This window comes from Agrobacterium genomosp. 2 str. CFBP 5494, from assembly GCF_900013495.1.
Classification (GTDB): domain Bacteria; phylum Pseudomonadota; class Alphaproteobacteria; order Rhizobiales; family Rhizobiaceae; genus Agrobacterium; species Agrobacterium pusense.
In genome coordinates this window covers 318,095-339,842 of sequence record NZ_LT009718.1, presented here as the reverse complement: position 1 = coordinate 339,842, position 21,748 = coordinate 318,095, and the positions used below count along the sequence as shown (strand labels likewise).

The following is a 21,748-nucleotide window of genomic DNA, read 5'->3' as shown; positions in this document are numbered from 1 at the left end:
ATATGGCTACCGTAAAAGTCGATGCCGCCAACTTCCAGTCCGAAGTCCTTGAATCCTCCGAACCCGTCGTGGTGGATTTCTGGGCCGAATGGTGCGGCCCGTGCAAGATGATCGCGCCGAGCCTTGAGGAAATTTCCTCCGAGTTGGCCGGCAAGGTCAAGGTCGCAAAGCTGAATATCGACGAAAACCCGGAACTGGCCGCTCAGTTCGGCGTTCGCTCCATCCCGACGCTCGCCATTTTCAAAAGCGGTGAAGTGGCTGACATCAAGGTTGGCGCTGCTCCCAAGACAGCGCTTTCGGCCTGGATTTCCGGCGCCGCATAAGCATTATCAATGGAATGAAAGAAGCCCGGCAGCGATGCCGGGCTTTTTTATTGCGGCACCGTGCCGTTCAGGGCAAGTGCATTGCCAGCAAGGTAAAGCGAACCGCCGATCAGGATGCGCGGTGCCGGTCCTTCAGGGTCGAAGCGGCGCGACAACTCTTCCAGAGCATGTGTCAGAGACGATGTTGGCGCTGCAACGAGGCCAGCATCGAAGGCGGCATGGGCGAGTACCACAGGGTCGATCGCTGCATCCGTACCGCCGATCGGCACGGTAAAGACATATTCGGCGATATCGGCGAAGGCCTTGAAATAGCCCACCGGATCCTTGGTGTTGATGAGGCCAGCAATGATGAAGAGCGGCCGCGGCGTCTTTTCCTCAAAACCCGCCATTGCCTCTGCAATCACTTCACCCGCACCGGGGTTATGGCCACCGTCGATCCAGATTTCCGCATCTTTCGGTGCCATTTCAGCGATTTTTCCAGTCAGGATGCGCTGAAGACGACCGGGCCATTCCACCGTGGTCATGGCCTTTTCGATCATCCGCTCCGTCACCTCAAAACCGGCAGCCTTGACGGCGCGGATCGCGGCGGCGGCATTGGCAAGCTGGTGACGGCCCGGGAGCCGTGGCAGCGGCGCATCCGTCAGTCCGAACTCATCCTGATAGACCATGCGGCCGAATTCTTCATGGGCGGAAAAATCCTGGCCATAGACGGACACCGGGCAACCGAGACGCTCCGCCGTGGCGACAAGTGTTTCGAGCGCCGCATCATATTCCTGATGGCCAATGACGACGGGTGAGCCCTTTTTCATGATTCCCGCCTTTTCGGCGGCAATCAGTTCCACGCGATCGCCGAGATAAGCCTGGTGATCAAGCGAGATTGGCATGATGACGGAAACCGCCGGGTTATTGATGACATTGGTTGCATCGAAACGGCCGCCCAAGCCAACCTCAACGATCGCGGCATCGGCGGGCTGTTCCGCAAAAAGCACGAACATAGCCGCAGTCAGGATTTCGAAAACCGTGATTGTCTGACCTGCATTGGCAGTTTCAATGCGGCGCAGCGCGTCCGCAAATATCTCGTCTTTGACGTAACGGCCTTTATCTCCCGCCACGCCTATACGGTATCGTTCGTGCCAATTTACCAGATGCGGTGAGGTATGAACGTGGACGGAGAGTCCTGCAGCCTCGAGGAGGGCACGGCAAAAGGCAGTAACCGAACCCTTGCCATTGGTGCCGGCTACATGGATCACCGGTGGCATTCTGTTTTGTGGATTGCCGAGTTTTTCGAGAAGACGGGAAATTCTGTCGAGTGAAAGATCAAAGCCCTTGGGGTGGAGCTGCATCAGCTCTTCAATGATCTTTTCTGCCTCACCGATCGCGGGCTTCGTCATGTCTTCCGTTCGCCTTTCAGGCGTTTTGCTTGTCATTTGTCCGCCGCCCTAAAAATGAAATCAGGCAACGTATAACATCATCCCGAAGGCAATTTATGCCTCCGGGCGACATATTTTTTTTCTCAGGCCGAAACGGCCAGGGGGACGACGGCGTTTGCGTTGTCAGCGGGCGCCTTGGTCATGATTTTGAGCAGATTAGCCAGCGTGTCCGGGATTTCGCGACGATCAATGACCATATCCACCATGCCGTGCTCCAGCAGGTATTCCGAGGTCTGGAAGCCTTCCGGCAGCTTTTCGCGAATGGTCTGCTCAATGACGCGCTTGCCGGCGAAGCAAATTTCAGCGCCCGGTTCGGCAATATGCACGTCGCCGAGCATGGCGTAGGAGGCCGTGACACCGCCCGTGGTCGGGTTGGTCAGAACCACGATGTAAGGCATGCCAGCTTCCTTCAGCATGTTTACCGCAACCGTGGTGCGGGGCAGCTGCATCAGAGAAAGAATGCCTTCCTGCATGCGGGCGCCACCGGAGGCCGGGAACATGACAAGCGGGCAGCGCTCGGAAATGGCGCGCTCAAAGGCCTTGACGATGGCTTCACCGGCGGCGATGCCGAGCGAACCGCCCATGAACTGGAATTCATGCACGACGGCCACGATCTTCAGGCCCTTCAGCAGGCCAACGCCGGCGAGGATCGTATCTTCCTGCTCGGTCTTCGCGCGGCTATCACGCAGGCGATCGGTGTATTTCTTGGAATCGCGGAACTTCAGTGGGTCCTGCGCCACCTTCGGCTGCGGCAGAGCCTCATAAACGCCGCCATCGAAAAGATCCGCAAGACGCGCCTTGGCCGGCATCTTCATATGATAGCCGGACGCCGGAATGACCCACTTGTTGTCTTCCAGATCCTTGTGGAAGACCATTTCGCCCGTTTCCGGGCACTTGATCCACAGGTTTTCCGGAACCTCCGGGCGGCGGCCGAGCATGGAATTGATCCGCGGCCGAACGTAATTGGTGATCCAGTTCAACTGTCTACTCCTGACTGGGCCGCGCGCTTATTCTGCAGCGGCGAGGCGCGATGCACGTACGCCCGTTGAAAGTCCTTTTACCAGCGTCGTAACCGCCGGCACGGTGTCTGCGGTTGCCTGTCCATCCTTGGTCAGGCTGCCGGCAATCTGGTTGACGATGGCGGAACCCACCACCACACCGTCCGCCACGGCACCGATTGCCTTGGCATGATCAGCCGTTTTGACACCGAAACCGACACAGACCGGCAGTTCCGTATGCGCCTTGATACGACCGACAGCGCCCGAGATCAACGAGGGATCAGGGAGTGCTGAACCGGTGATACCGTTCATCGAGACGTAATACACGAAACCTGAGGTATTTTTAAGGACGGTCGGCAGGCGTTTGCCATCGGTGGTCGGCGTTGCAAGACGGATGAAGTTGATGCCGCGCGCAAGCGCCGGAATGCAGAGCTCATCGTCCATTTCCGGTGGCAGATCGACCACGATCAGGCCATCGATGCCTGCCGCCAGTGCGTCGTCCAGAAATTTTTCGACGCCATAGATATAGATCGGGTTGTAATAGCCCATCATTACGATCGGCGTTGCATCGTCTTCTTTGCGGAACTCCCGAGCAAGATCGAGCGTGGTTTTCAGCGTCTGTCCGCCCTTCAGCGCGCGCTGGCCAGCGAGCTGAATGGCCGGGCCATCCGCCATCGGGTCGGAAAATGGCATACCGAGTTCGATAACGTCGGCACCGGCTTCCGGCAGCGCCTTCATGATGCCAAGCGAGGTTTGGAAATCCGGGTCGCCGCCCATGAAATAGGTAATCAGGGCCGGGCGATTTTCCGCGCGCAGATCGGCGAAGCGCTTGTCCATACGTGCAGTCATGATCTTATACATCCATTCCAAGGAACTTGCTGACGGTGTGGACATCCTTGTCGCCGCGGCCGGAGAGATTCATCAGGATGATCTCGTCCTTGCCCATTTTCGGCGCACGCTTGATGACCTCGGCCAATGCATGGCTCGGCTCCAGAGCCGGAATGATGCCTTCAAGGCGGGTCAGCATCTGGAAGGCATCCAGCGCCTCATGGTCCATGATCGGCACATATTCGACGCGGCCGATGTCGTTCAGCCAGGAATGTTCAGGGCCGATACCGGGATAATCGAGGCCTGCGGAGATCGAATGGCCTTCCTTGATCTGACCATCCGCATCCTGCAGCAGATAGGTGCGGTTGCCGTGCAGCACGCCCGGCGAACCGGCAGTGATTGAAGCGCAATGCTCTTCGCCCGAAAGGCCCTTGCCACCCGCCTCGACGCCGACGATGCGGACGCTCTTGTCATCAAGGAAAGGATGGAAGATGCCGATGGCGTTCGAGCCGCCGCCAACTGCCGCAATGACCATATCCGGCAGACGGCCTTCCGCTTCCAGCATCTGCGCCTTGGCTTCCTCGCCGATAACGGCCTGGAAATCGCGGACCATTTCCGGATAGGGGTGTGGGCCAGCGGCAGTACCGATCAGGTAATAAGTGTCGTCGACATTGGTGACCCAGTCACGCAGTGCCTCGTTCATGGCATCCTTCAGCGTGCCGTGGCCGGCCGTGACCGGCTTTACCTCGGCGCCGAGAAGCTTCATACGGAACACGTTCGGGGCCTGACGCGCAACGTCCGTCGCGCCCATGTAAACCACGCACGGCAGGCCGAAGCGCGCCGCAACGGTCGCCGAGGCAACGCCGTGCTGGCCGGCACCGGTCTCCGCGATGATGCGGGTCTTTCCCATGCGCTTGGCAAGCAGGATCTGGCCGAGGCAATTGTTGATCTTGTGTGAACCCGTGTGGTTCAGTTCTTCGCGCTTGAAGTAAATCTTCGCGCCGCCAAGTTCCGCCGTCAGCCGCTCCGCAAAATAAAGCGGGCTTGGACGACCGGTATAGTGCGCGCCGAGATGCTTGAGTTCCGCCTGGAACGCGGGATCGGTTTTGGCCTTGTCCCATTCCGCCTGCAAATCCAGAATGAGTGGCATCAGCGTTTCAGCAACGAAGCGACCTCCGTAAATGCCGAAACGTCCGTCCTCATCAGGACCAGCGCGAAAAGAATTGGGTGTTGGCGCGTCGTTCACTTCAAGCTCCCTTTGGGCCTTTCGACCAATCATTCACCACATCGAAAAAAGCGTCGATCATGGACAGATCCTTGACGCCCGGCGCGCTTTCGACGCCAGATGACAAATCTAGTCCGCTCGCCCGGGTTTCTGCCAGAGCCTCGGCGACATTGTCCTTGTTCAGTCCCCCGGAAAGCATGTAATCGATGCTTCCGTCAAGGGAGCGCAGGATGGTCCAGTCGAAGGAAACACCGTTGCCGCCCGGAAGCTCCGAACCAGCGGGCGCCTTGGCATCCAGCAGAAAACGATCGGCTATCCCGTTATAAGGGCCAATTTTGGCAAGATCAGCGGCATCGCGAATGGAAATCGCCTTCATGACCGGCAGGCCGTAAAGCGCCTTGATGGTCAACAGCCGCTCCGGGCTTTCACTGCCGTGCAGCTGCAGAATGTCAGGTTTTACAAGATCGACGATTTCATCGAGATAATCATTATCGGCATTGACGGTGACGGCGACCACCTTGGCTGCGCCACGGGCGGCTTCGGCCAGCTTACCGGCTAAATCGGGCTCGATGTTGCGTGGACTTTTTTCAAAGAAAATAAAACCGACATGCGACGCGCCGCGCCTGATGGCGCGCTCCAGCGCTTCCGGTGTCTTCAATCCGCAAATCTTGATATCCGGTTTCATATCCGCGACCTGACACGAAATGCGACGAGAGTCGAGCCAAATCGCATCCGTTATTGATGGAATGTTTCACGTGAATCCAGATGGCGATTGACGCCCTAAGTTTCAATCGAAATCGATGGCGTGGAGTTTGAAGCCATTACGTTTCAGCCAGTCCTTGGCTTCATCGGTGTGCGGGCAGAGTTTTTCGCACAAAGCCCAGAATTTCGGTCCGTGGTTCATTTCCCTCAAATGCGCGACCTCGTGGGCGGCGAGATAATCGATGACCTTTTCCGGAGCCATGACTATGCGCCAGGAAAAGCACAGATTTCCATCATGGGAACAGGAACCCCAGCGGCTGCGTGTATCCTTCATGCTGATCGATCGCACCGGCCGGCCGGCCGCTCTGGCATGAACGGCCACAAGCCGCTCGAGGTCGGCCTTCGCCTCCTTTTTCAGGAAGGCCGCTATCCGCCGTCTCAGATGCTCGGGCGCGCCGCTGACTTTGAGAACGGGCGCGCCATCGGCGTCTTTCGCGACGTGCGTCAGGCCGCGCAGGCTGCCCGTATGGTCAATACGGTGGGCTATGCCCCTGATATCGATGGTCGTGCCGGAACGCAGACCGTCATCAGGACTGAACTTCGGAAGTTTGCCTTCCAGCCAGCCCTGATGTCTCTCGAGAAAATCATCCACCTGGCGATGATGCAGACCCATTGGGATCGTCAGCTTCAGCGCCCGGCCGCCCGGCTCGATGCGCAAGGTAATGCGCGTGGCCCGTGGGTTTTCCCTGACCGTGATCGGCACTTGCCGGCCCGCAACCGCGACGGTGCGCTGGCTCGGCACGACCTTCTTTGGCGCCGGGGACTTCAGGGATTTTCTGAGAAGCGAAAACATGAAGCCTTCATAACCGATTCGTCCATCCCTTGGCCACGCAAATGCGCGGCGTCACCTACCGTTCTGCCGTTAGGTCGTCTTGTGTTTGGCAATGAAATCCAGCATACGCGGTACGATTTCCTTGCGGAAGCGCGAACCGTTGAAGACACCGTAATGCCCTACATCCGGCTGCATGTAGTGCGCGCGTTTATCTTCAGGGATGTTGCGGCAGAGATCGTGCGCTGCCTTTGTCTGGCCGACGCCGGAAATATCGTCATTCTCCCCTTCGACAGTGAATAATGCGACTTTGCGGATGGCAGCGGGATCGACCGCCCTGCCCCGATGCAGCATGTTTCCCTTCGGAAGCGCATGGTCGATGAAGACGGTTTCCACCGTCTGCAGATAAAATTCCGCCGTCAGATCCATGACGGCCAGATATTCATCGTAAAATTCGCGGTGTTTTTCAGCGGAATCGCCGTCATTCTTAACCAGGTTCAGGTAAAAATCCTTGTGCGCCGTCATGTGCCTGTCGAGGTTCATGGACATGAAGCCCGACAGCTGCAGAAAACCCGGATAGACGTTGCGCCCAAAGGCGGGCTGCGGCCACGGCACCTGCATGACCACATTGTCGCGGAACCATTCGATCGGCTTGGCCTTGGCTAGACCGTTGACGGCGGTGGGGTTGATGCGCGTATCGATCGGCCCGCCCATCAGCGTCATGGAAGCGGGTGCAAACGCGTCACCATCCGCCTCCATCAGGGAAACGGCAGCCAAAACAGGCACGGATGGCTGGCAGACAGCAACCACATGTGCGCCCGGCCCGATCTCGCGCAGCATCTCGATGATATAGCTGATATAATCGTCGAGATCGAAAGTTCCTTCGCTCACCGGCACCGTACGGGCATCGGCCCAATCGGTGATATAGATATCCGCAGATGGCAGCAGGGCCTCCACTGTCCCCCGCAACAGGGTGGCGTAGTGACCGGACATCGGCGCCACCAGCAGTATCTTCGGATCGGACTGACGGGGCGTATCGAACTCTCTTTCGAAATGAAGAAGATTGCAAAACGGACGAGACCAGACGACCTCTTGAGCAACATTTATGCTCTGGCCATCGACAATCGTGTTGCCGAGACCGAATTCCGGCTTCGCATAACGGCGCGTCAGGCGTTCGAAGACCTCAAAGCCTGCATCCAGGCTCCTTCCCAAAGCAGTGCTGGAAAGCGGGTTCAAAGGATTGTTGCAGGCCTGGCGCATCATGTCGGCACCGGCACGCAGCGGTGCCATGGCCGCATGGTTCATTTCATAGAGGTGGTAGAACACTGATGACGCCTCCCTCGCGATCACGCTCTTTTTTTCAACCATAGCAGCTTTTCGCAGGTGCACAAAATCGAAGGCGCCGGCGGTTTCCCGCCAGCGCCTCACTTTCCGTTGAACGCCGTTTAATCAGATGTCGGCGACGAAGGTCTGCTTCTGGGAACCGAGACCCTCGATACCGAGTTCCACGACATCGCCAGCCTTCAGGTAACGCGGCGGCTTCAGGCCCATGCCGACGCCGGGAGGCGTGCCAGTGGAAATGACATCGCCGGGGTGCAGCGACATGAACTGGCTGAGGTAGGAGACAACGTGGGCCACGCCGTAAACCATCGTTTTGCTGGAACCGTCCTGCATGGTCTGGCCGTTGACCTTCAGCCACATTCCGAGGTTCTGCGGATCGGTGATTTCGTCCTTCGTCACCAGCCACGGGCCGATGGGGCCGAAAGTGTCGCAGGACTTGCCCTTGGTCCACTGACCGGCGCGCTCCGTCTGGAAGGCACGCTCGGAAACATCGTGCGAAACGCAATAACCGGCGACATAATCGAGAGCATCCGCTTCGGAGACATATTTGGCGGTCTTGCCGATGACGACGCCAAGCTCGACTTCCCAGTCGGTCTTTTCCGAACCGCGCGGGATGACGACATTGTCATTCGGACCAACGATGGCCGAGGTGGCCTTCATGAAAATGACCGGTTCCGGCGGTACGGTGGCACCCGTTTCAGCGGCATGGTCGGAGAAGTTAAGGCCGATGCAGATGAATTTCCCGGTTCCCGCAACGCAGGCGGCGATGCGCTCTTCGTTCAGCACCGGAAGTGTGCCGACATCAATCGCGGCGATCTTCTTGAGGCCCTCGGGAGAAATGGCTTCGCCGCCGATATCTTTGACATGGGCGGACAGATCGCGGACTTTTCCTTCCGCGTCGAGGATTGCAGGTTTTTCCTGGCCGGGCTGGCCGACACGCATCAATTTCATGGAACTCTCTCCCGGTTGTCAGACAAGGTGATGCATATATGAACGATGCATTCATACATGTCACCCCTTGACTGTGCCAAGTTTCGAAAAATACCTTTTCGTTCCCGTCAATCAAAAGGACATGGCCCGTGACGAACAGCAATAACCGGCAATCAGAATACCCCGTTGATCCCCTCTTCCTCGATCGCTGGTCTCCGCGCGCCTTCGATGGTCACGCCATGCCGGCGCAGCATCTGATGACCATTCTGGATGCGGCGCACTGGGCGCCCTCCGCCTCCAATCATCAGCCGTGGCGGTTTGTCTACGCACACAAGGACAGTAAAGACTGGCCGCTCTTCGTGGAACTGCTGATGGAGGGAAACCAGCGCTGGGCAAAAAACGCCTCCGTGCTGCTTTTCGTCATTTCCCGAGACCACAATATCTCGCACGACGGCGAGAAGAAACCGTCAGCAACCCATTCCTTCGATGCCGGCGCCGCCTGGTTTTCACTTGCCATGCAGGCGCACCTGCTCGGTTACCATGCCCACGGCATGGCCGGCATATTCAAGGACAAGATCGTCGAAAAACTGAACATACCGGAAGGCTACAAGGTGGAGGCAGGGGTCGCCATCGGCACGCTCACCGACAAGTCCGTTCTTCCTGATGATCTGGCGGAACGGGAGGTGCCAAGCAAACGCCTGCCCCTTTCCGATGTTGCCTTTGAAGGTCGCTTCACCGGCAAGGCTGACTGATCACCATTATCCGCATGAAATCAAAAGGCCCGGCGGAGATTACCGCCGGGCCTTTTGTTAAAGTTTCGTTTCACGTGAATCGTTACGCGAAACATTCCCCAAATTTAAATATCCAGGTTAGCGACGCTGAGTGCATTTTCCTGGATGAAGTCGCGGCGTGGTTCGACTTCGTCACCCATGAGGCGGGCAAACAGGCCGTCAGCATCAGTCGCGTCACTTACTCTTACCTGCAGCAGCGAGCGAACGTTGGCATCGAGTGTGGTTTCCCAAAGCTGCTCGGCATTCATTTCGCCAAGACCCTTGTAGCGCTGCATGGAGAGACCCTTGCGGCCGGCAGCGAAAATCGCATCCAGAAGCGCGCGCGGGCCGGCCAGCTCCATCGTGCCATCCTTGCGTTGCAGAACCGGCGGCGTGGCGTAGATATCACGCGTGCGGGCTGCAAGCTGGTCGATGTGCCGGGCATCGGCCGAACCAAGCAGGCCCATATCCAGCGTCGAGACTTCCTTGACGCCGCGCACCATGCGTTCGAAGCGCAAGCCGCCGTCTTGCAGCACAGTGCCGGACCAGCCGCGTTCGGTCTCTTCAGCAATCATGTCGAGACGCCGGGCCACTTCGGCAACGGTTTCCTCCGCACGCGCTGCGTCGGCGGAAAGCTCGGGGTTGAGTGCGCCGGCAATGGCCGCCTGCTCCACGATGGAGCGGCTGTAACGGGAATGCAGCCCGTCGATCAGCGAGCGCATGCGCAGCGCATCCAGAATGACTTCGCGAAGATCGGCGCCAACACGCACTTCGCCAGAGCCGAGCGTCAAAGATGCTTCCTCGATACCCATGGAAATCAGGTACTCTTCCAGAGCTTTCTCGTCCTTCAGGTACTGAACGGATTTACCGCGCGTCACCTTATAAAGCGGCGGCTGGGCGATATAGAGATGGCCGCGTTCGATCAGTTCCGGCATCTGGCGGAAGAAGAAGGTCAACAGCAGTGTACGGATGTGGGCGCCATCGACGTCAGCATCCGTCATGATGATGATCTTATGGTAACGCAGCTTATCGGCGTTGAACTCGTCCTTGCCGATGGAGGTGCCGAGCGCCGTAATCAGCGTGCCGATTTCCTGGCTGGACAACATCTTGTCGAAACGGGCGCGTTCGACATTGAGGATCTTGCCGCGTAGCGGCAGGATCGCCTGGGTTTCGCGCGAGCGGCCCTGCTTGGCCGAACCGCCGGCGGAGTCACCCTCGACGAGGAACAGTTCTGATTTTGCCGGATCGCGCTCGGAGCAGTCGGCGAGCTTGCCGGGCAGAGAGGCAATATCGAGCGCTCCTTTGCGGCGTGTCAATTCGCGCGCCTTGCGGGCGGCTTCTCGGGCGACAGCGGCTTCAACCACCTTGCCAACGAGGATTCTCGCGTCGGATGGATGTTCTTCGAGCCAAGTGGAGAGTGCTTCGTTGACGAGGCTTTCGACAACCGGACGCACTTCAGACGACACAAGCTTGTCTTTCGTCTGCGACGAAAACTTGGGATCTGGCACCTTGACGGAAAGGATGGCCGTCAGACCTTCACGGCAGTCCTCGCCCTGAAGGCTTACCTTTTCCTTTTTCAGGATGCCGGAGGTTTCGGCATAGGAGGTGACCTGGCGGGTCAGAGCCGCGCGGAAACCTGCCATATGGGTGCCACCATCGCGCTGCGGAATGTTGTTGGTGAAGCAAAGCACGTTCTCGTGGTAGCTATCGTTCCACCAGAGTGCGACCTCGACCGTAATGCCATCCTTTTCACCCTTGATGGCGACCGGCTTATCAACCAGCGGCTTCTTGGCGCGGTCGAGATAACGGACGAAGGCCTCGAGGCCACCATCATACAGCAGTTCTTCCTGCTTGACGTCGGAATGGCGCTTGTCGGTAAGCAGGATGCGCACGCCGGAGTTCAGGAATGCGAGTTCGCGCAGGCGATGCTCCAGCGTTCCATAATCATAGTCGGTCATGGTGAAGGTTTCAGGGCTTGCCAGGAAGGTGACTTCCGTGCCCGAACGGCCTTCATATTCGCCGATAACGGAAAGCGGCGCGTCGGCGACACCATGGGTAAAGCCAATCTCGTGCACCTTGCCATTGCGGCGAATGCGGAGCTTCAGCCAGACGGAGAGCGCGTTGACCACCGAAACGCCGACACCGTGCAGACCGCCCGACACCTTGTAAGAATTCTGGTCGAACTTCCCGCCCGCATGCAGCTGGGTCATGATGACCTCGGCGGCAGAAACGCCCTCGGAGGAATGGATGTCAGTCGGAATGCCGCGTCCGTTATCGGTCACCGTCACGGAGCCGTCGGCATTCAGGGTCACCGTCACCAGGTCGGCGTGGCCCGCAAGCGCCTCATCGATGGCGTTGTCGACAACTTCGTAGACCATGTGATGCAGGCCGGAACCGTCATCGGTATCGCCGATATACATGCCGGGCCGTTTGCGCACGGCATCAAGGCCCTTGAGGACCTTGATCGAATCGGCTCCATATTCCGCGTTCGCGCCGACTTCGCTTGACGATGTTTCGGTCATAAGTACTCTTTCCAAAGTTTTCCTGGCCAGGTTTCCAGTGAGAGGGCCTGAAGCCAGCGAATCACTCAAATCCGACATGCGACTATAGAAATTCTATACCCAATCCCAAAGGCCGCATGCTTCAGGATGCTGCATAAAGCAGGGGATAGAGGGGTTTCAATCGCAAGAACGGCTTTTTTGCAGCACGGCTGACAGTTCCTCTACCACACTCGGCGGCAGCTTGCGAATATCCCGTGCCAGCCGGTTGGCGAAAGCCGTATATTGCGGCGGCAGGCCGACTGTGTCGATCACCACCTTCGGGTCGGATGAGCCGGCAAGGAAGAACAGTTCCTCGGCCTCGTCCCAGATGATGTTGAAATATCCGGCAATGCGCTGGAGGAGATCGAAGCTCGGCTTGCCGCGCTTGCCATGCTCAAGCGCTGAAAGGTATGCCGGCGAGACGCCGATGGCGGCGGCCATTTGCTTCTGCGTCACACCCTTGCGCTCACGAAGCTGCCGCACGGCCAGCGCAAAGGGCGTCATGACTTTTCGCCTCGCCGGCGCGAAAGCCGCACATAAAGCGCGCCATCGCCGCCGTGATTGGCCGACGCATCCTCATAGGAGGAAATCAGGTGGCGATATTCGGGTTTGGAAAACCACATGGGCACCGCCCTTTTCAAAGCCCCGTCACTGCCAATCGATCGACCTTTGCCGGTAATGACCAACACATGTCTTAGACCCCGCTCATGTGCACGCAACAGAAAATCGAGCAATACGGCGTGGGCCTCGCTCTGGAACATGCCGTGCAGATCGATCCGTCCTTCCAATGGCAGGCGGCCGCGGGTCAGCTTACGCTTGACCGGTTTTTCCATCGGCTGGTGGATTTTCGGCTTTTTATCCGGAGCTGGAGGGGGCGGCTCAGCCGGCTCCGCAAGGATGCGCGGAAAGGTGTCTTTACCGGTCAGCGAAACATCTGGTTCCCCCGCAGGGTCCTCCACGTCATCGAAAGCCAGCAAGTCTTCGAGCCTGCCGGAGATCGGCCGTGTGGTTTTTGCGACCTTTCCCCACAGAACGCGTTCTTCCTTGCCGAGCTTGCGACTGTTCTTCATCGCCGATACCTCTGCGCAGCAACCCGCGGTATCAGTATATAAAAATCTGCCTCATTGCGCACCGTGCCGGCAAGTTCTCCGGCTTCGAAACCCGAACCGGTAAAGATATCGCCGCGGGCCGGGCCAATGATGGCCGACCCGGTATCGAGCGCCAGCATCAGCCGCGCAAAAGGCTTTCCATCATCGAGATGGGTAAGCGACGGCGAATGGATGAAGAAGGGAAGCCCGAACGTGTGGATGAGCCTGTCCACAGCAAGCGAGCGCCCAGCGACGAGCGGTACTTTTGCGGCGGCGACCGGTCCCATATCCTCGTCGGCAACATCCGCCTCCCGGAAAAAAATGTAGGAGCGGTTATGCCATAGTACTCCATCCACCTGATCGGGATGGTCAGCGAGCCACTTGCGGATCGTCTGCATCGACACGGTTTTCGGATCGAGTTCTCCGCGATCGAGAAGCAGACGTCCGATCGGTGAAAAAGCATGGCCTGCCTTGGCCGCATAGGTAATGCGCTTTATCGCACCATTGGGAAAAACCAGACGTGCCGCGCCCTGCACATGGACAAAAAACAGATCGACCTTCGATTTCGCCCAGGCGATCTCAAGTCCCTTGCCCTCCAGATAGCCTTCATCGATCGCGCGGCGATCGGGGAAGCAGGAAATCCCGTCTTCATCCTGCCTGCCGAAAGCATAGGATGTATCGAAGCCGATGGGCCGATTGGTATCGTCGATATCCATCAATTCGGGTGGTCGGCGGTAAATGGGATAACGCCAGATGTCGTCAGGTTCAGACGAGACTTCCAGTTCAGGCTCGTAGAAGGCGGTCACAAAACCGCTTTCTCCCTGCGACGGAAAAATCCTGAAAGGAACACAGTTGGTTTCAAAGAACCGGCGTGCCTGTTCGGGACTGTCTGCCTTGCATTTCTCAGCGACCTCCAGCAGCGAAACCAGTTCCGCCGCCGTGACGCCGAGTGCGCCGGTGCGATAGGGTTTTGCGCTCCGAAGATGCGACAGAATTGCGGTCATCGCCGGAAAAAGGCTAGCGGGATCGTCTTGCCGCCACCCCGGCAGGTCGCTGAAAGAAACTTCTTCGATCGAAAAGGGCGCGGTCATTGCTCGGATTCGGTGGCGATCAGCTTCCAGTTCGGATCGCGTGAGCGGATATCGCGCGAGAAGGTCCAGATGTCATCCACCTCCGCAACCGCATCCGGATCACCATCGACCAGCTTGCCATCCTTGTCATAGGTCGCCGAGATGAGCTGGCTGACGATCCGGAGCGTTATCTGCACCTCGGAATCGCGAATACCCGCCTGGGTGATATCGGCTTTCTCAATGCCAACAAAAGTCGATTTCACCACCTCGCCGCGGCCTTCCCTTTCGGAAATCGCTGCGTCGAAACCTTCAAACACCTCTTTGGATAGCAGGTTCTTGAGCGTCTTGCGGTCGCCATCGGCAAAACCCATCACGATCATCTCGTAGGCCATGCGGGCGCCGTTCAGGAATTCCTTCGGGCGGAAGGACGGATCCTTCGTCATCACCTCACGCAGGGAGGCATTGAGTGCGCTGTCTGCAGGCGCCAGTGCATCCACCTCGGCGAAGCGGTTTTCATCTTCCGCCTCGGCGCGCTTCGGCAGTGTCACGACCTTGTTATCATCCGTGACGGGACCCTTCGCGACATCGCGCGGGCTATAAGGATCAAAAGGCGGCTTTTCATTGCCCGTGCGACGACCAAGGACGCTGCGCAGCTGAAAGAAGATCAGCACCGCTGCAACGAGAAAAAACAATGTGATAAAGTCGCTGAAGCCCATCTTTTACCAAAACCGCCATTTAAATTCGAAAACCACACCATCATATAGTCTGCATCTTACCATCATTCAAATATGCAGATTCAATCATCGGTGTCCCCGGGAACCGGCAATCTGCCAGAGATGCACACGCAAGGCTAGAAGATGCGTTTTTCCTTTCTCCCCATCATCGTCCTGATGATGCCCATCCTTGAAATTGCCGGTTTCATTATTGTCGGCAAGGCAATAGGCCTGTGGCTGACACTGGCTCTCGTCCTGTTCACGTCTTTCCTGGGATTGCTCATATTGCGCCTGGGCGGCCTTGGTATGGTGAGAAATCTTCAGGATGCGGGCCGCAGGGGCGCACAGCCTGCGGACGAACTCGTCAATGGCGCGATGCGCGTCGTGGCGGGCATCCTGTTGTTCATTCCGGGTTTCATCACCGACATTCTCGGCCTCCTGCTTCTGTCGCCGGCCATTCGCCGGTTTTTCTGGAAAGCCTTCGGACCGCGCGTCGTCGTGGCTGGTTCATTCAGACAGCCCGGCGCCCGGCCGGGCGATTATTCCGGTTTCAGCAATGGCCCGGGATCTCATGGCAATTCGAAGGTGGTGGATCTGGACGAAGAGGATTTTCACCGCGACGGGCCGAAAGACTCTCCCTGGTCGAACAGGCCCAACGATCGCGACCTGCCCAAGCCCTGACACCGCGTCGATCGCATGGCGACGACCCGATCACGAAGGGTTGTAAGCCCGGAGTCGAAATGATAGACCGCCTTCCACGAATTCACGCCGCGAGGAACCGTAATGACCGCTGAAAATGGCGCACAGGGCGCAGCTAGCCCTTCTCTCAACATTCTTGCCCAGTACATCAAGGACCTTTCCTTTGAAAATCCGGGTGCTCCTCGTTCGCTGCAGGCCCGTGAGAATGCGCCGTCGATCAACATCAATGTCAACGTCAATGCTAATCCGATTTCCGGTTCGGATTTTGATGTCGTGCTGACACTGAATGCCGAAGCCAAGGATGGCGACAAGGTTCTGTTTGCGGCCGAGCTGGTCTATGGCGGTGTCTTCCGCATTGCCGGCTTCCCGCAGGAACACATGCTGCCGGTGCTGTTCATCGAGTGCCCGCGCCTGCTCTTCCCCTTCGCCCGCCAGATCATTGCCGACGTTACCCGCAACGGCGGTTTCCCGCCGCTCATGATCGATCCGATCGATTTTGCGCAGATGTTTGCGCAGCGCGTTGCCGAGGAACAGGCAAAGGCTCAGGTTCAGGCTGTCCCGAACTAAGCAGCGGCCGTCTTCCATTACAGACAAACAAAACCCGGGTTCTTGGCCCGGGTTTTTCTTTACGCAGATTTGCGATTTAAGTATCTGAGCAGGCTTCAGTTCTGGTACCGGTTCCAGATCGCCTTGTCTCCCATGCCGAGAACGAGTTTGCCGTGGGCGGCAACCGTCTCTGCATCCAGCCGCGATGGCAGGGGGCGGGGCCGTCGCAGGGGCTCCAGCGGAATGTCTTCCTCAATGACAATGGTTTCCTGCCTGGCGGCAGAGCCGAAGCCGAGCGCGGTCTGGCGGCCGCCGATCATTTCGATATAGACTTCGGCCAGAAGCTCGGAGTCAAGAAGCGCGCCATGCTTGGTGCGATGGGAATTGTCTATTCCATAACGGCGGCAAAGCGCGTCCAGCGAATTCGGTCCCATCGGGTGCTTGCGGCGGGCAAGCGACAGCGTATCCGTCACCAGATCAGCGGCGACCGGTTCGATCCCGAGACGGGCGAATTCCGCGTTGATGAACCCCATATCGAATGTTGCATTGTGCGCCACCCAGCGCGCACCTTCGAAGAAATCCCGAATCTGGTCGACAACTTCAGCGAATTTGGGCTTATCCTGCAGGAACTCGTCGGTAATGCCGTGAACGGCAAGCGCATCGGGATGAACCTTGCGATCTTCGGGATTGATATAAAGATGCAGGGTGCGGCCAGTCGGGAAGTGGTTGATCAGTTCCACGCCGCCGATTTCGATGATCCGGTCCAGCTTCGACTCCAGACCTGTGGTTTCCGTATCGAAAATGATCTCACGCATGCATCTCTCCACGGCGCGACTCAGCGGTCAGCTTCTGCAAAATGTCTCTTACCTGATCCCGGGCCGCTTCGACACCATTTCCGGAATCGATGATAAAATCGGCACGTCTACGTTTGTCCGCATCGGGCATCTGCCGGGCAAGGATCATTTCGAATTTTTCTTCGGTCATTCCTGGTCGTGACAGGACTCTTTCGCGCTGGATCTCTGGTGCACAACTCACCACCACGACTTTATGGACACGGCTTTCCGCACCCGTTTCGAACAGCAGCGGAATATCCAGAAGCGCAAATTTCCGGCTGTTTTTCCTTGCTTCGGACAGAAAGGTTTCCTGTTTTTTCCGAACCAGTGGATGGACGATTTCTTCAAGCCTTCTGAAATTAGCCGGATTCTTTCTCAAGATGTCACCGAGTTTTTCCCGGTCCACGACACCGGAAACCGTAGTGCCCGGAAAAGCTGCCTCGATCTGGCCTACGGCCTCCGCCCTATAAAGACCGTGAACGACCTCGTCCGAATCCAGAACCGGAACACCTTCTTCGGCAAACAATTTCGCGGTTGTCGTTTTTCCCATTCCAATCGAGCCGGTGAGACCGATGACAATCATCAATGTTTCTCCATGTCCGCGATGATCAGAGCACGCAGGGTCTCATCCACCTCCGGCATTTTTCCGAACCATCGCCTGAACCCTGGTTTTGCCTGATGAAGCAACATGCCGAGACCATCGACGGTCGTGATACCCTGCTCTTCCGCCATCTGAAGGATCGGTGTTCGTAATGGCACGTAGACGATATCGGTCACCACCGCCTTGGCAGCGAGCTGCGAAAAATCGAGATGCGGCGCCACAGCGCCATCCATACCGAGCGATGTCGTATTCACGAACAGCCCGGCGCCCTGCATGACCTCCTGCAGCGCTGCCTGGGGATGGGAAAAGACGCGTGGGCCAAAACGATCAGCCAGTTCGCGAGCACGTTCGAGGGTCCTGTTCAGGACGTGGATTTCCGCGATGCCCCGGTCGCGCAGCGACTGAATGACGGCACGGCTTGCGCCGCCGGCACCAAAAACGACCGCCCGGTCCGTTTTGTCCCAACCGGGATGCCGCTCATCCAGGTTAGACACAAACCCGTAACCATCGGTATTGGTGGCATGGAGTTTACCCTCCTCCATCCAGATGGTGTTGGCGGCACCCAGTTCTTCCGCCAGAGCATCAGGACGATCCGCCAACCGGTAAGCGGCCTCCTTGTGAGGGATGGTGACGTTGCCGCCCACGGCCGTACCGGGCTTACCTTCCTTCACGGTTGCAATGAAATTCGCAAAATCGTCCGATGCGACCTCGACTGCCTCATAGTTACCGGTGATACCGAATTTCTTGAGCCAGTATGAATGAATGATCGGCGACCGGGAATGCTTGATCGGGTAACCAACAACGAAAGCGTTTATGGTTAATGTTTCACGTGAATCAACCATCGATGACACCCAGGTCGCGCAGTTTCGATAAAAGCGGCAGAAGCGGCAGGCCGAGGATCGTGAAATAATCGCCTTCAATCGAAGTGAATAGCTGGATTCCCTCTCCCTCGAGCTGATAGGCGCCCACGCTGCTTAGAGCTTTTTCACCCACTCTCTGGAGGTGACGGGAGACAAATTCGGGGCTCAATGTTCGCACGGCAAGTTCAGCACTGGAAACCACCTCCCACATCACCTCCCTGCCGCGAACGAGGACAGCCGCGCTGTTCAAGCGGTGAACCTTACCGGACAATGACAGCAGATGTGCTTCGGCCTCGGCCATGGTCTTCGGCTTGTGATAGACCCGCGAACCGAGTGCCATGGTCTGATCGCAGCCCAGAACCAGTGCGTCCGGATGAAGCGAACCAACGGCAAGAGCCTTGGCAGTCGCGAGTTGTTGTGCAACTTCCTCCGGGCTGGCGCCCGCACGTTCCAGCCGCTCATCGAGCGCGCGCTCATCAATATCCGCCGGTATCGCCGAAAATGTCAGCCCCGCATTGCGCATCAGCATCTGGCGGGATGCGCTGGACGAGGCGAGGATCAACTCTTGTTTCATCGGCTGTCTGCTCCTGATGGTGCGATCCGGATTATCGCGTCCTCGGGCGAAGGGCAAGGATGGCAGCAGCCGTTTCCTCAATGGAACGGCGTGTGACGTCAATCAGAGGCCAATTGTTGCGGGCGCAGAGCGCACGCGCATATTTCAGCTCTTCCATGATCGTGGCGCGATCCGTGTAACGGCGGCTGTCAAATCCGCCGGTTGCGCCCAGTTCGCGGTTCTCGCGAACCTGCGATATTCGATCCGACGTCGCCACGAGGCCGACGATCAGAGGCCGGGTGGCGGCATAGAGGCTTTCGGGCAAAGGCACGTTGGGTACAACCGGAATGTTTGCGGTCTTTATACCCCTGTTGGCGAGATAGATGCTGGTCGGAGTTTTCGACGTGCGGCTGATGCCAATGATAACGACATCCGCCTCGTCATAGGTCTCCGGCATCTGTCCGTCATCGTGATCCATTGCAAAATTGAGCGCTTCGATCCGCGCGAAATAATCCGCATTGAGGACGTGTTGCGCACCGACCCGCCGTCTTGATGGCGCGCCTAGATAAGTCTGAAAGATGCCGATAATAGGTTCAAGCACGTTGACACAGGGCACGCCGATCGCGTGACAGCGCAAATCCAGGAATTCTGCCAGTTGCTGATCGACGATGGTGTAAAGGACAATGCCCGGCTCCTTGTCGATGAAGTCAATGACCTGCGCAAGCTGCTTCTGGTTGCGGATCATCGGATAGACGTGTTCCACCGGCATGGATGCGTGAAACTGTGCCGAGACCGCGCGGCCGGCAGACATGAGAGTCTCGCCTGTTGAGTCCGAAATCAGGTGCAGATGGAAGAAGCTTTTTTTGTTCTCCACGCTGTTTTTCTCCCGCTGTTGATAACCCGGGACAAATGTCCGAACGAGCCTGCGGGTCGAACCGCGCCGTGAATAAAGTGGTGTTTTTCCACAATCCGCAAGTGGCTTTCAACATGCTCCGGGCAGCCTGTGAATTGCTGGAAGAGTTGACACTTGTCCAACCCGATTCACAGCCTGTCCACAGGTCGAGAACTTTCCAATAAGAATATAATCCATTGAAAATTCGAGATAAATTACGATTTTTCCAGGTTTTTCAAGATCCCTGCCGAAATTTGTCCTACCACCGTGCTGAAAAGATGCGGCTGCGGCATTTCGACTGGAATGATTTTAATCCTTGCTACCCACAGACTCTAAGAAATAGAAAATCTTTTAAATCTCTTTGATTTTATTTTTTTAGAAGCTGGGTGTGATGAGCGAACGCAAGGTTATGACTGTTTTGAACGGGAAGACGGTCACGCCGCCGCCCATATGGCTGATGCGTCAGGCTGGACGCTATCTTCCGGAGTACCGGGAAACGCGGAAGAGCGCCGGAAGTTTCCTGGATCTCTGTTATAATCCCGAGTTGGCAACCGAGGTGACGCTTCAGCCCATTCGCAGGTTCGGGCTGGATGCAGCGATTCTTTTTTCCGACATTCTGGTGATACCCGACGCGCTTCACCGCAATGTGTCCTTCACCGAAGGCAGGGGCCCCGCCATGGACCCGATCGATGTCAGCGGTATTGAAGAACTCGATGCGTCTGATGTCATGGCGCATCTTTCGCCTGTCTTCGAAACGGTGTCGCGTCTTCGCAGTTCATTGCCGGATGAAACGACGCTTCTTGGCTTTTGTGGCGCACCGTGGACGGTCGCGACCTATATGATTGCCGGTCACGGAACGCCCGACCAGGCGCCGGCGCGGCTATTCGGTTATAGGGAGCCCGCCGCGATGGAAAAGCTTTTGGCTTTTCTCGCCGAGGTTTCCGCGGATTATCTCGTGGCGCAGATCGATGCAGGGGCCGATGCCGTGCAGATTTTCGATTCCTGGGCGGGCGTGCTCGGCGAAAAGGAGTTCGAGAATTACGCGATAAAACCGGTTGCCCGTATTATTGCTTCGGTGCGCGCGCGGCGTCCCTCCGCGAAAATAATCGCTTTCGCGAAGGGGGCGGGTTATCTTCTCAAGGACTACCGTCGTAAGACCGGTGCAGACGCCATCGGGCTGGATTGGTCCGTGCCGCTCAGCTTCGCCAAGGATTTGCAGAAGGAAGGGCCCGTGCAGGGCAATCTCGACCCAATGCTGATGGTGGCGGGCGGGAGGGCTCTGCAGGATAGTATCGACGCCGTGCTGCAGGCCCTTGGGCAGGGTCCGTTGATCTTCAATCTCGGTCACGGCATCACGCCGCAGGCTGATCCGGACAATGTGACCCGGCTGGTCGAGCGGGTGCGTGCGGGTGGGACCGTGCCATGAATGACGAAAAACAGACTTCTGCGCGATCGGGAAACAGGGCCGCCCTGCGGGCTGGCGTCGGGCTGGGCGTTTTCCTCGCAGTCGTCGCCCTGTTCTTTTACGTGGATCCTGCCGATCTCTATCTCTGGATCAAGGCGTTTCACATTATTGCTGTGATCTCATGGATGGCGGCGATCTTTTATCTGCCAAGGCTCTTCATCTATCATACCGATGCGCCGGCAGGTTCGCAGCAATCCGAAACTTTCAAGGTGATGGAGCAGCGGCTGATCAAGGTCATCATGAACCCGGCGATGATGATAAGCTGGGTGCTCGGATTTTATCTCGCCTGGTCGGCCTACGGTTTTTCTGGTGGCTGGCTGCACGCAAAAATCGCTATGGTCGTGCTTCTGACTGCGACCCATGTTTATTTCACGCGTAGTGCGAAACGCTTCGCCCGAGATGAAAATACCAGGCCTGCCCGTCACTGGCGGTTGATGAATGAGGTTCCAACGTTGCTGATGATCCTCATCGTCATACTTGTGGTTGTGAAACCCTTCGGTTAGAGCGATGTA

24 protein-coding genes are annotated in these 21,748 nt (G+C 57.5%); 6 read left to right on the top strand and 18 right to left on the bottom strand.

The genetic code is table 11. The annotated features are described in order from the left end of the window. The first annotated feature begins 2 nt into the window (after nt 1–2). Entirely contained in the window at nt 3–323 is a 321-nt protein-coding gene (trxA, locus tag AGR2A_RS01540) for a thioredoxin (RefSeq protein WP_003516334.1), read from the top strand. Nucleotides 324–370: 47 nt separating this feature from the next. Here trxA and AGR2A_RS01535 read toward each other — a convergent pair whose 3' ends face one another. The 8 genes from AGR2A_RS01535 to AGR2A_RS01500 form a co-directional block, all read right to left on the bottom strand. Continuing rightward, nucleotides 371–1,750: a bifunctional folylpolyglutamate synthase/dihydrofolate synthase gene (locus AGR2A_RS01535; protein ID WP_185933298.1), complete on the bottom strand. Its 1,380-nt coding sequence runs from the start codon at nt 1,748–1,750 to the stop codon at nt 371–373. Nucleotides 1,751–1,836: 86 nt separating this feature from the next. Beyond that, nucleotides 1,837–2,733 carry an acetyl-CoA carboxylase, carboxyltransferase subunit beta gene (gene accD, locus AGR2A_RS01530; RefSeq protein WP_006700113.1) on the bottom strand — a complete coding sequence of 299 codons (897 nt, stop codon included), beginning with the start codon at nt 2,731–2,733 and terminating at the stop codon, nt 1,837–1,839. A gap of 27 nt (nt 2,734–2,760) precedes the next feature. Further along, nucleotides 2,761–3,600: a tryptophan synthase subunit alpha gene (trpA, locus tag AGR2A_RS01525; RefSeq protein WP_004444282.1), complete on the bottom strand. Its 840-nt coding sequence runs from the start codon at nt 3,598–3,600 to the stop codon at nt 2,761–2,763. Between the two features lie 4 nt (nt 3,601–3,604). Next, entirely contained in the window at nt 3,605–4,825 is a 1,221-nt protein-coding gene (gene trpB / locus AGR2A_RS01520; RefSeq protein ID WP_035208049.1) for a tryptophan synthase subunit beta, read from the bottom strand. Between the two features lies 1 nt (nt 4,826). After that, nucleotides 4,827–5,489: a phosphoribosylanthranilate isomerase gene (locus AGR2A_RS01515; protein ID WP_004444276.1), complete on the bottom strand. Its 663-nt coding sequence runs from the start codon at nt 5,487–5,489 to the stop codon at nt 4,827–4,829. A gap of 102 nt (nt 5,490–5,591) precedes the next feature. Further along, nucleotides 5,592–6,359 (bottom strand): M48 family metallopeptidase, encoded by a 768-nt coding sequence (locus tag AGR2A_RS01510; protein WP_072495226.1) that lies wholly within the window; start codon nt 6,357–6,359, stop codon nt 5,592–5,594. 69 nt (nt 6,360–6,428) lie between these two features. Beyond that, entirely contained in the window at nt 6,429–7,661 is a 1,233-nt protein-coding gene (locus AGR2A_RS01505; protein ID WP_072495249.1) for a polyhydroxyalkanoate depolymerase, read from the bottom strand. 123 nt (nt 7,662–7,784) lie between these two features. Continuing rightward, nucleotides 7,785–8,627, bottom strand: coding sequence for a fumarylacetoacetate hydrolase family protein (locus AGR2A_RS01500; RefSeq protein ID WP_072495225.1), 843 nt, complete (start codon nt 8,625–8,627; stop codon nt 7,785–7,787). A 128-nt stretch (nt 8,628–8,755) separates the two neighbouring features. Between AGR2A_RS01500 and AGR2A_RS01495 the strand changes: the two genes are divergently transcribed. Next, nucleotides 8,756–9,358, top strand: a complete 603-nt coding sequence (locus AGR2A_RS01495) for a nitroreductase family protein (protein WP_045533512.1) — start codon at nt 8,756–8,758, stop codon at nt 9,356–9,358. Between the two features lie 104 nt (nt 9,359–9,462). On the opposite strand, the gene gyrB is transcribed toward AGR2A_RS01495, so the two are convergent. From gyrB to AGR2A_RS01470, 5 genes are all read right to left on the bottom strand, one after another. Then, nucleotides 9,463–11,898, bottom strand: coding sequence for a DNA topoisomerase (ATP-hydrolyzing) subunit B (gene gyrB, locus AGR2A_RS01490; RefSeq protein ID WP_004444267.1), 2,436 nt, complete (start codon nt 11,896–11,898; stop codon nt 9,463–9,465). Between the two features lie 156 nt (nt 11,899–12,054). Beyond that, nucleotides 12,055–12,420, bottom strand: a complete 366-nt coding sequence (locus AGR2A_RS01485; RefSeq protein WP_004444265.1) for a helix-turn-helix domain-containing protein — start codon at nt 12,418–12,420, stop codon at nt 12,055–12,057. Then, nucleotides 12,417–12,986: a Smr/MutS family protein gene (locus tag AGR2A_RS01480; RefSeq protein ID WP_004444262.1), complete on the bottom strand. Its 570-nt coding sequence runs from the start codon at nt 12,984–12,986 to the stop codon at nt 12,417–12,419. Before AGR2A_RS01480 ends, AGR2A_RS01485 begins: the two co-directional genes overlap by 4 nt. Further along, on the bottom strand, nt 12,983–14,095 hold the full coding sequence (gene mltA, locus AGR2A_RS01475; RefSeq protein WP_072495224.1) for a murein transglycosylase A: 1,113 nt from the start codon (nt 14,093–14,095) through the stop codon (nt 12,983–12,985). Before mltA ends, AGR2A_RS01480 begins: the two co-directional genes overlap by 4 nt. Next, nucleotides 14,092–14,790, bottom strand: coding sequence for a Tim44/TimA family putative adaptor protein (locus AGR2A_RS01470; RefSeq protein WP_004444258.1), 699 nt, complete (start codon nt 14,788–14,790; stop codon nt 14,092–14,094). Before AGR2A_RS01470 ends, mltA begins: the two co-directional genes overlap by 4 nt. Nucleotides 14,791–14,931: 141 nt before the next feature. On the opposite strand from AGR2A_RS01470, the gene AGR2A_RS01465 reads away from it, so the two are divergent. Together AGR2A_RS01465 and secB are read left to right on the top strand one after the other, a co-directional pair. Beyond that, nucleotides 14,932–15,468: an FxsA family protein gene (locus tag AGR2A_RS01465; RefSeq protein ID WP_072495223.1), complete on the top strand. Its 537-nt coding sequence runs from the start codon at nt 14,932–14,934 to the stop codon at nt 15,466–15,468. 102 nt (nt 15,469–15,570) lie between these two features. Beyond that, nucleotides 15,571–16,053 (top strand): protein-export chaperone SecB, encoded by a 483-nt coding sequence (secB, locus tag AGR2A_RS01460; RefSeq protein WP_022555303.1) that lies wholly within the window; start codon nt 15,571–15,573, stop codon nt 16,051–16,053. Nucleotides 16,054–16,148: 95 nt separating this feature from the next. Here secB and dnaQ read toward each other — a convergent pair whose 3' ends face one another. The 5 genes from dnaQ to AGR2A_RS01435 are packed head-to-tail and all read right to left on the bottom strand — an operon-like array spanning nt 16,149 to nt 19,753. Then, nucleotides 16,149–16,847: a DNA polymerase III subunit epsilon gene (gene dnaQ, locus AGR2A_RS01455; protein WP_004444252.1), complete on the bottom strand. Its 699-nt coding sequence runs from the start codon at nt 16,845–16,847 to the stop codon at nt 16,149–16,151. Further along, a complete protein-coding gene (gene coaE, locus AGR2A_RS01450) occupies nt 16,840–17,448 on the bottom strand; it encodes a dephospho-CoA kinase (protein WP_072495222.1) in 609 nt (202 codons plus the stop codon). The genes dnaQ and coaE overlap by 8 nt, the downstream gene beginning before the upstream one ends. Further along, nucleotides 17,448–18,308 (bottom strand): shikimate dehydrogenase, encoded by an 861-nt coding sequence (locus tag AGR2A_RS01445; RefSeq protein WP_072495221.1) that lies wholly within the window; start codon nt 18,306–18,308, stop codon nt 17,448–17,450. The genes coaE and AGR2A_RS01445 overlap by 1 nt, the downstream gene beginning before the upstream one ends. After that, nucleotides 18,301–18,900, bottom strand: coding sequence for a Maf-like protein (locus AGR2A_RS01440; protein WP_072495220.1), 600 nt, complete (start codon nt 18,898–18,900; stop codon nt 18,301–18,303). Before AGR2A_RS01440 ends, AGR2A_RS01445 begins: the two co-directional genes overlap by 8 nt. Nucleotides 18,901–18,931: 31 nt before the next feature. Next, a complete protein-coding gene (locus tag AGR2A_RS01435; protein ID WP_072495219.1) occupies nt 18,932–19,753 on the bottom strand; it encodes a pyruvate, water dikinase regulatory protein in 822 nt (273 codons plus the stop codon). 409 nt (nt 19,754–20,162) lie between these two features. Here AGR2A_RS01435 and hemE point away from each other — a divergent pair, with 409 nt between their 5' ends. Both hemE and hemJ read left to right on the top strand, forming a co-directional pair. Beyond that, on the top strand, nt 20,163–21,197 hold the full coding sequence (hemE, locus tag AGR2A_RS01430; RefSeq protein ID WP_072495218.1) for a uroporphyrinogen decarboxylase: 1,035 nt from the start codon (nt 20,163–20,165) through the stop codon (nt 21,195–21,197). Beyond that, nucleotides 21,194–21,739, top strand: a complete 546-nt coding sequence (hemJ, locus tag AGR2A_RS01425) for a protoporphyrinogen oxidase HemJ (RefSeq protein WP_072495217.1) — start codon at nt 21,194–21,196, stop codon at nt 21,737–21,739. The genes hemE and hemJ overlap by 4 nt, the downstream gene beginning before the upstream one ends. Nucleotides 21,740–21,748: the final 9 nt, after the last annotated feature.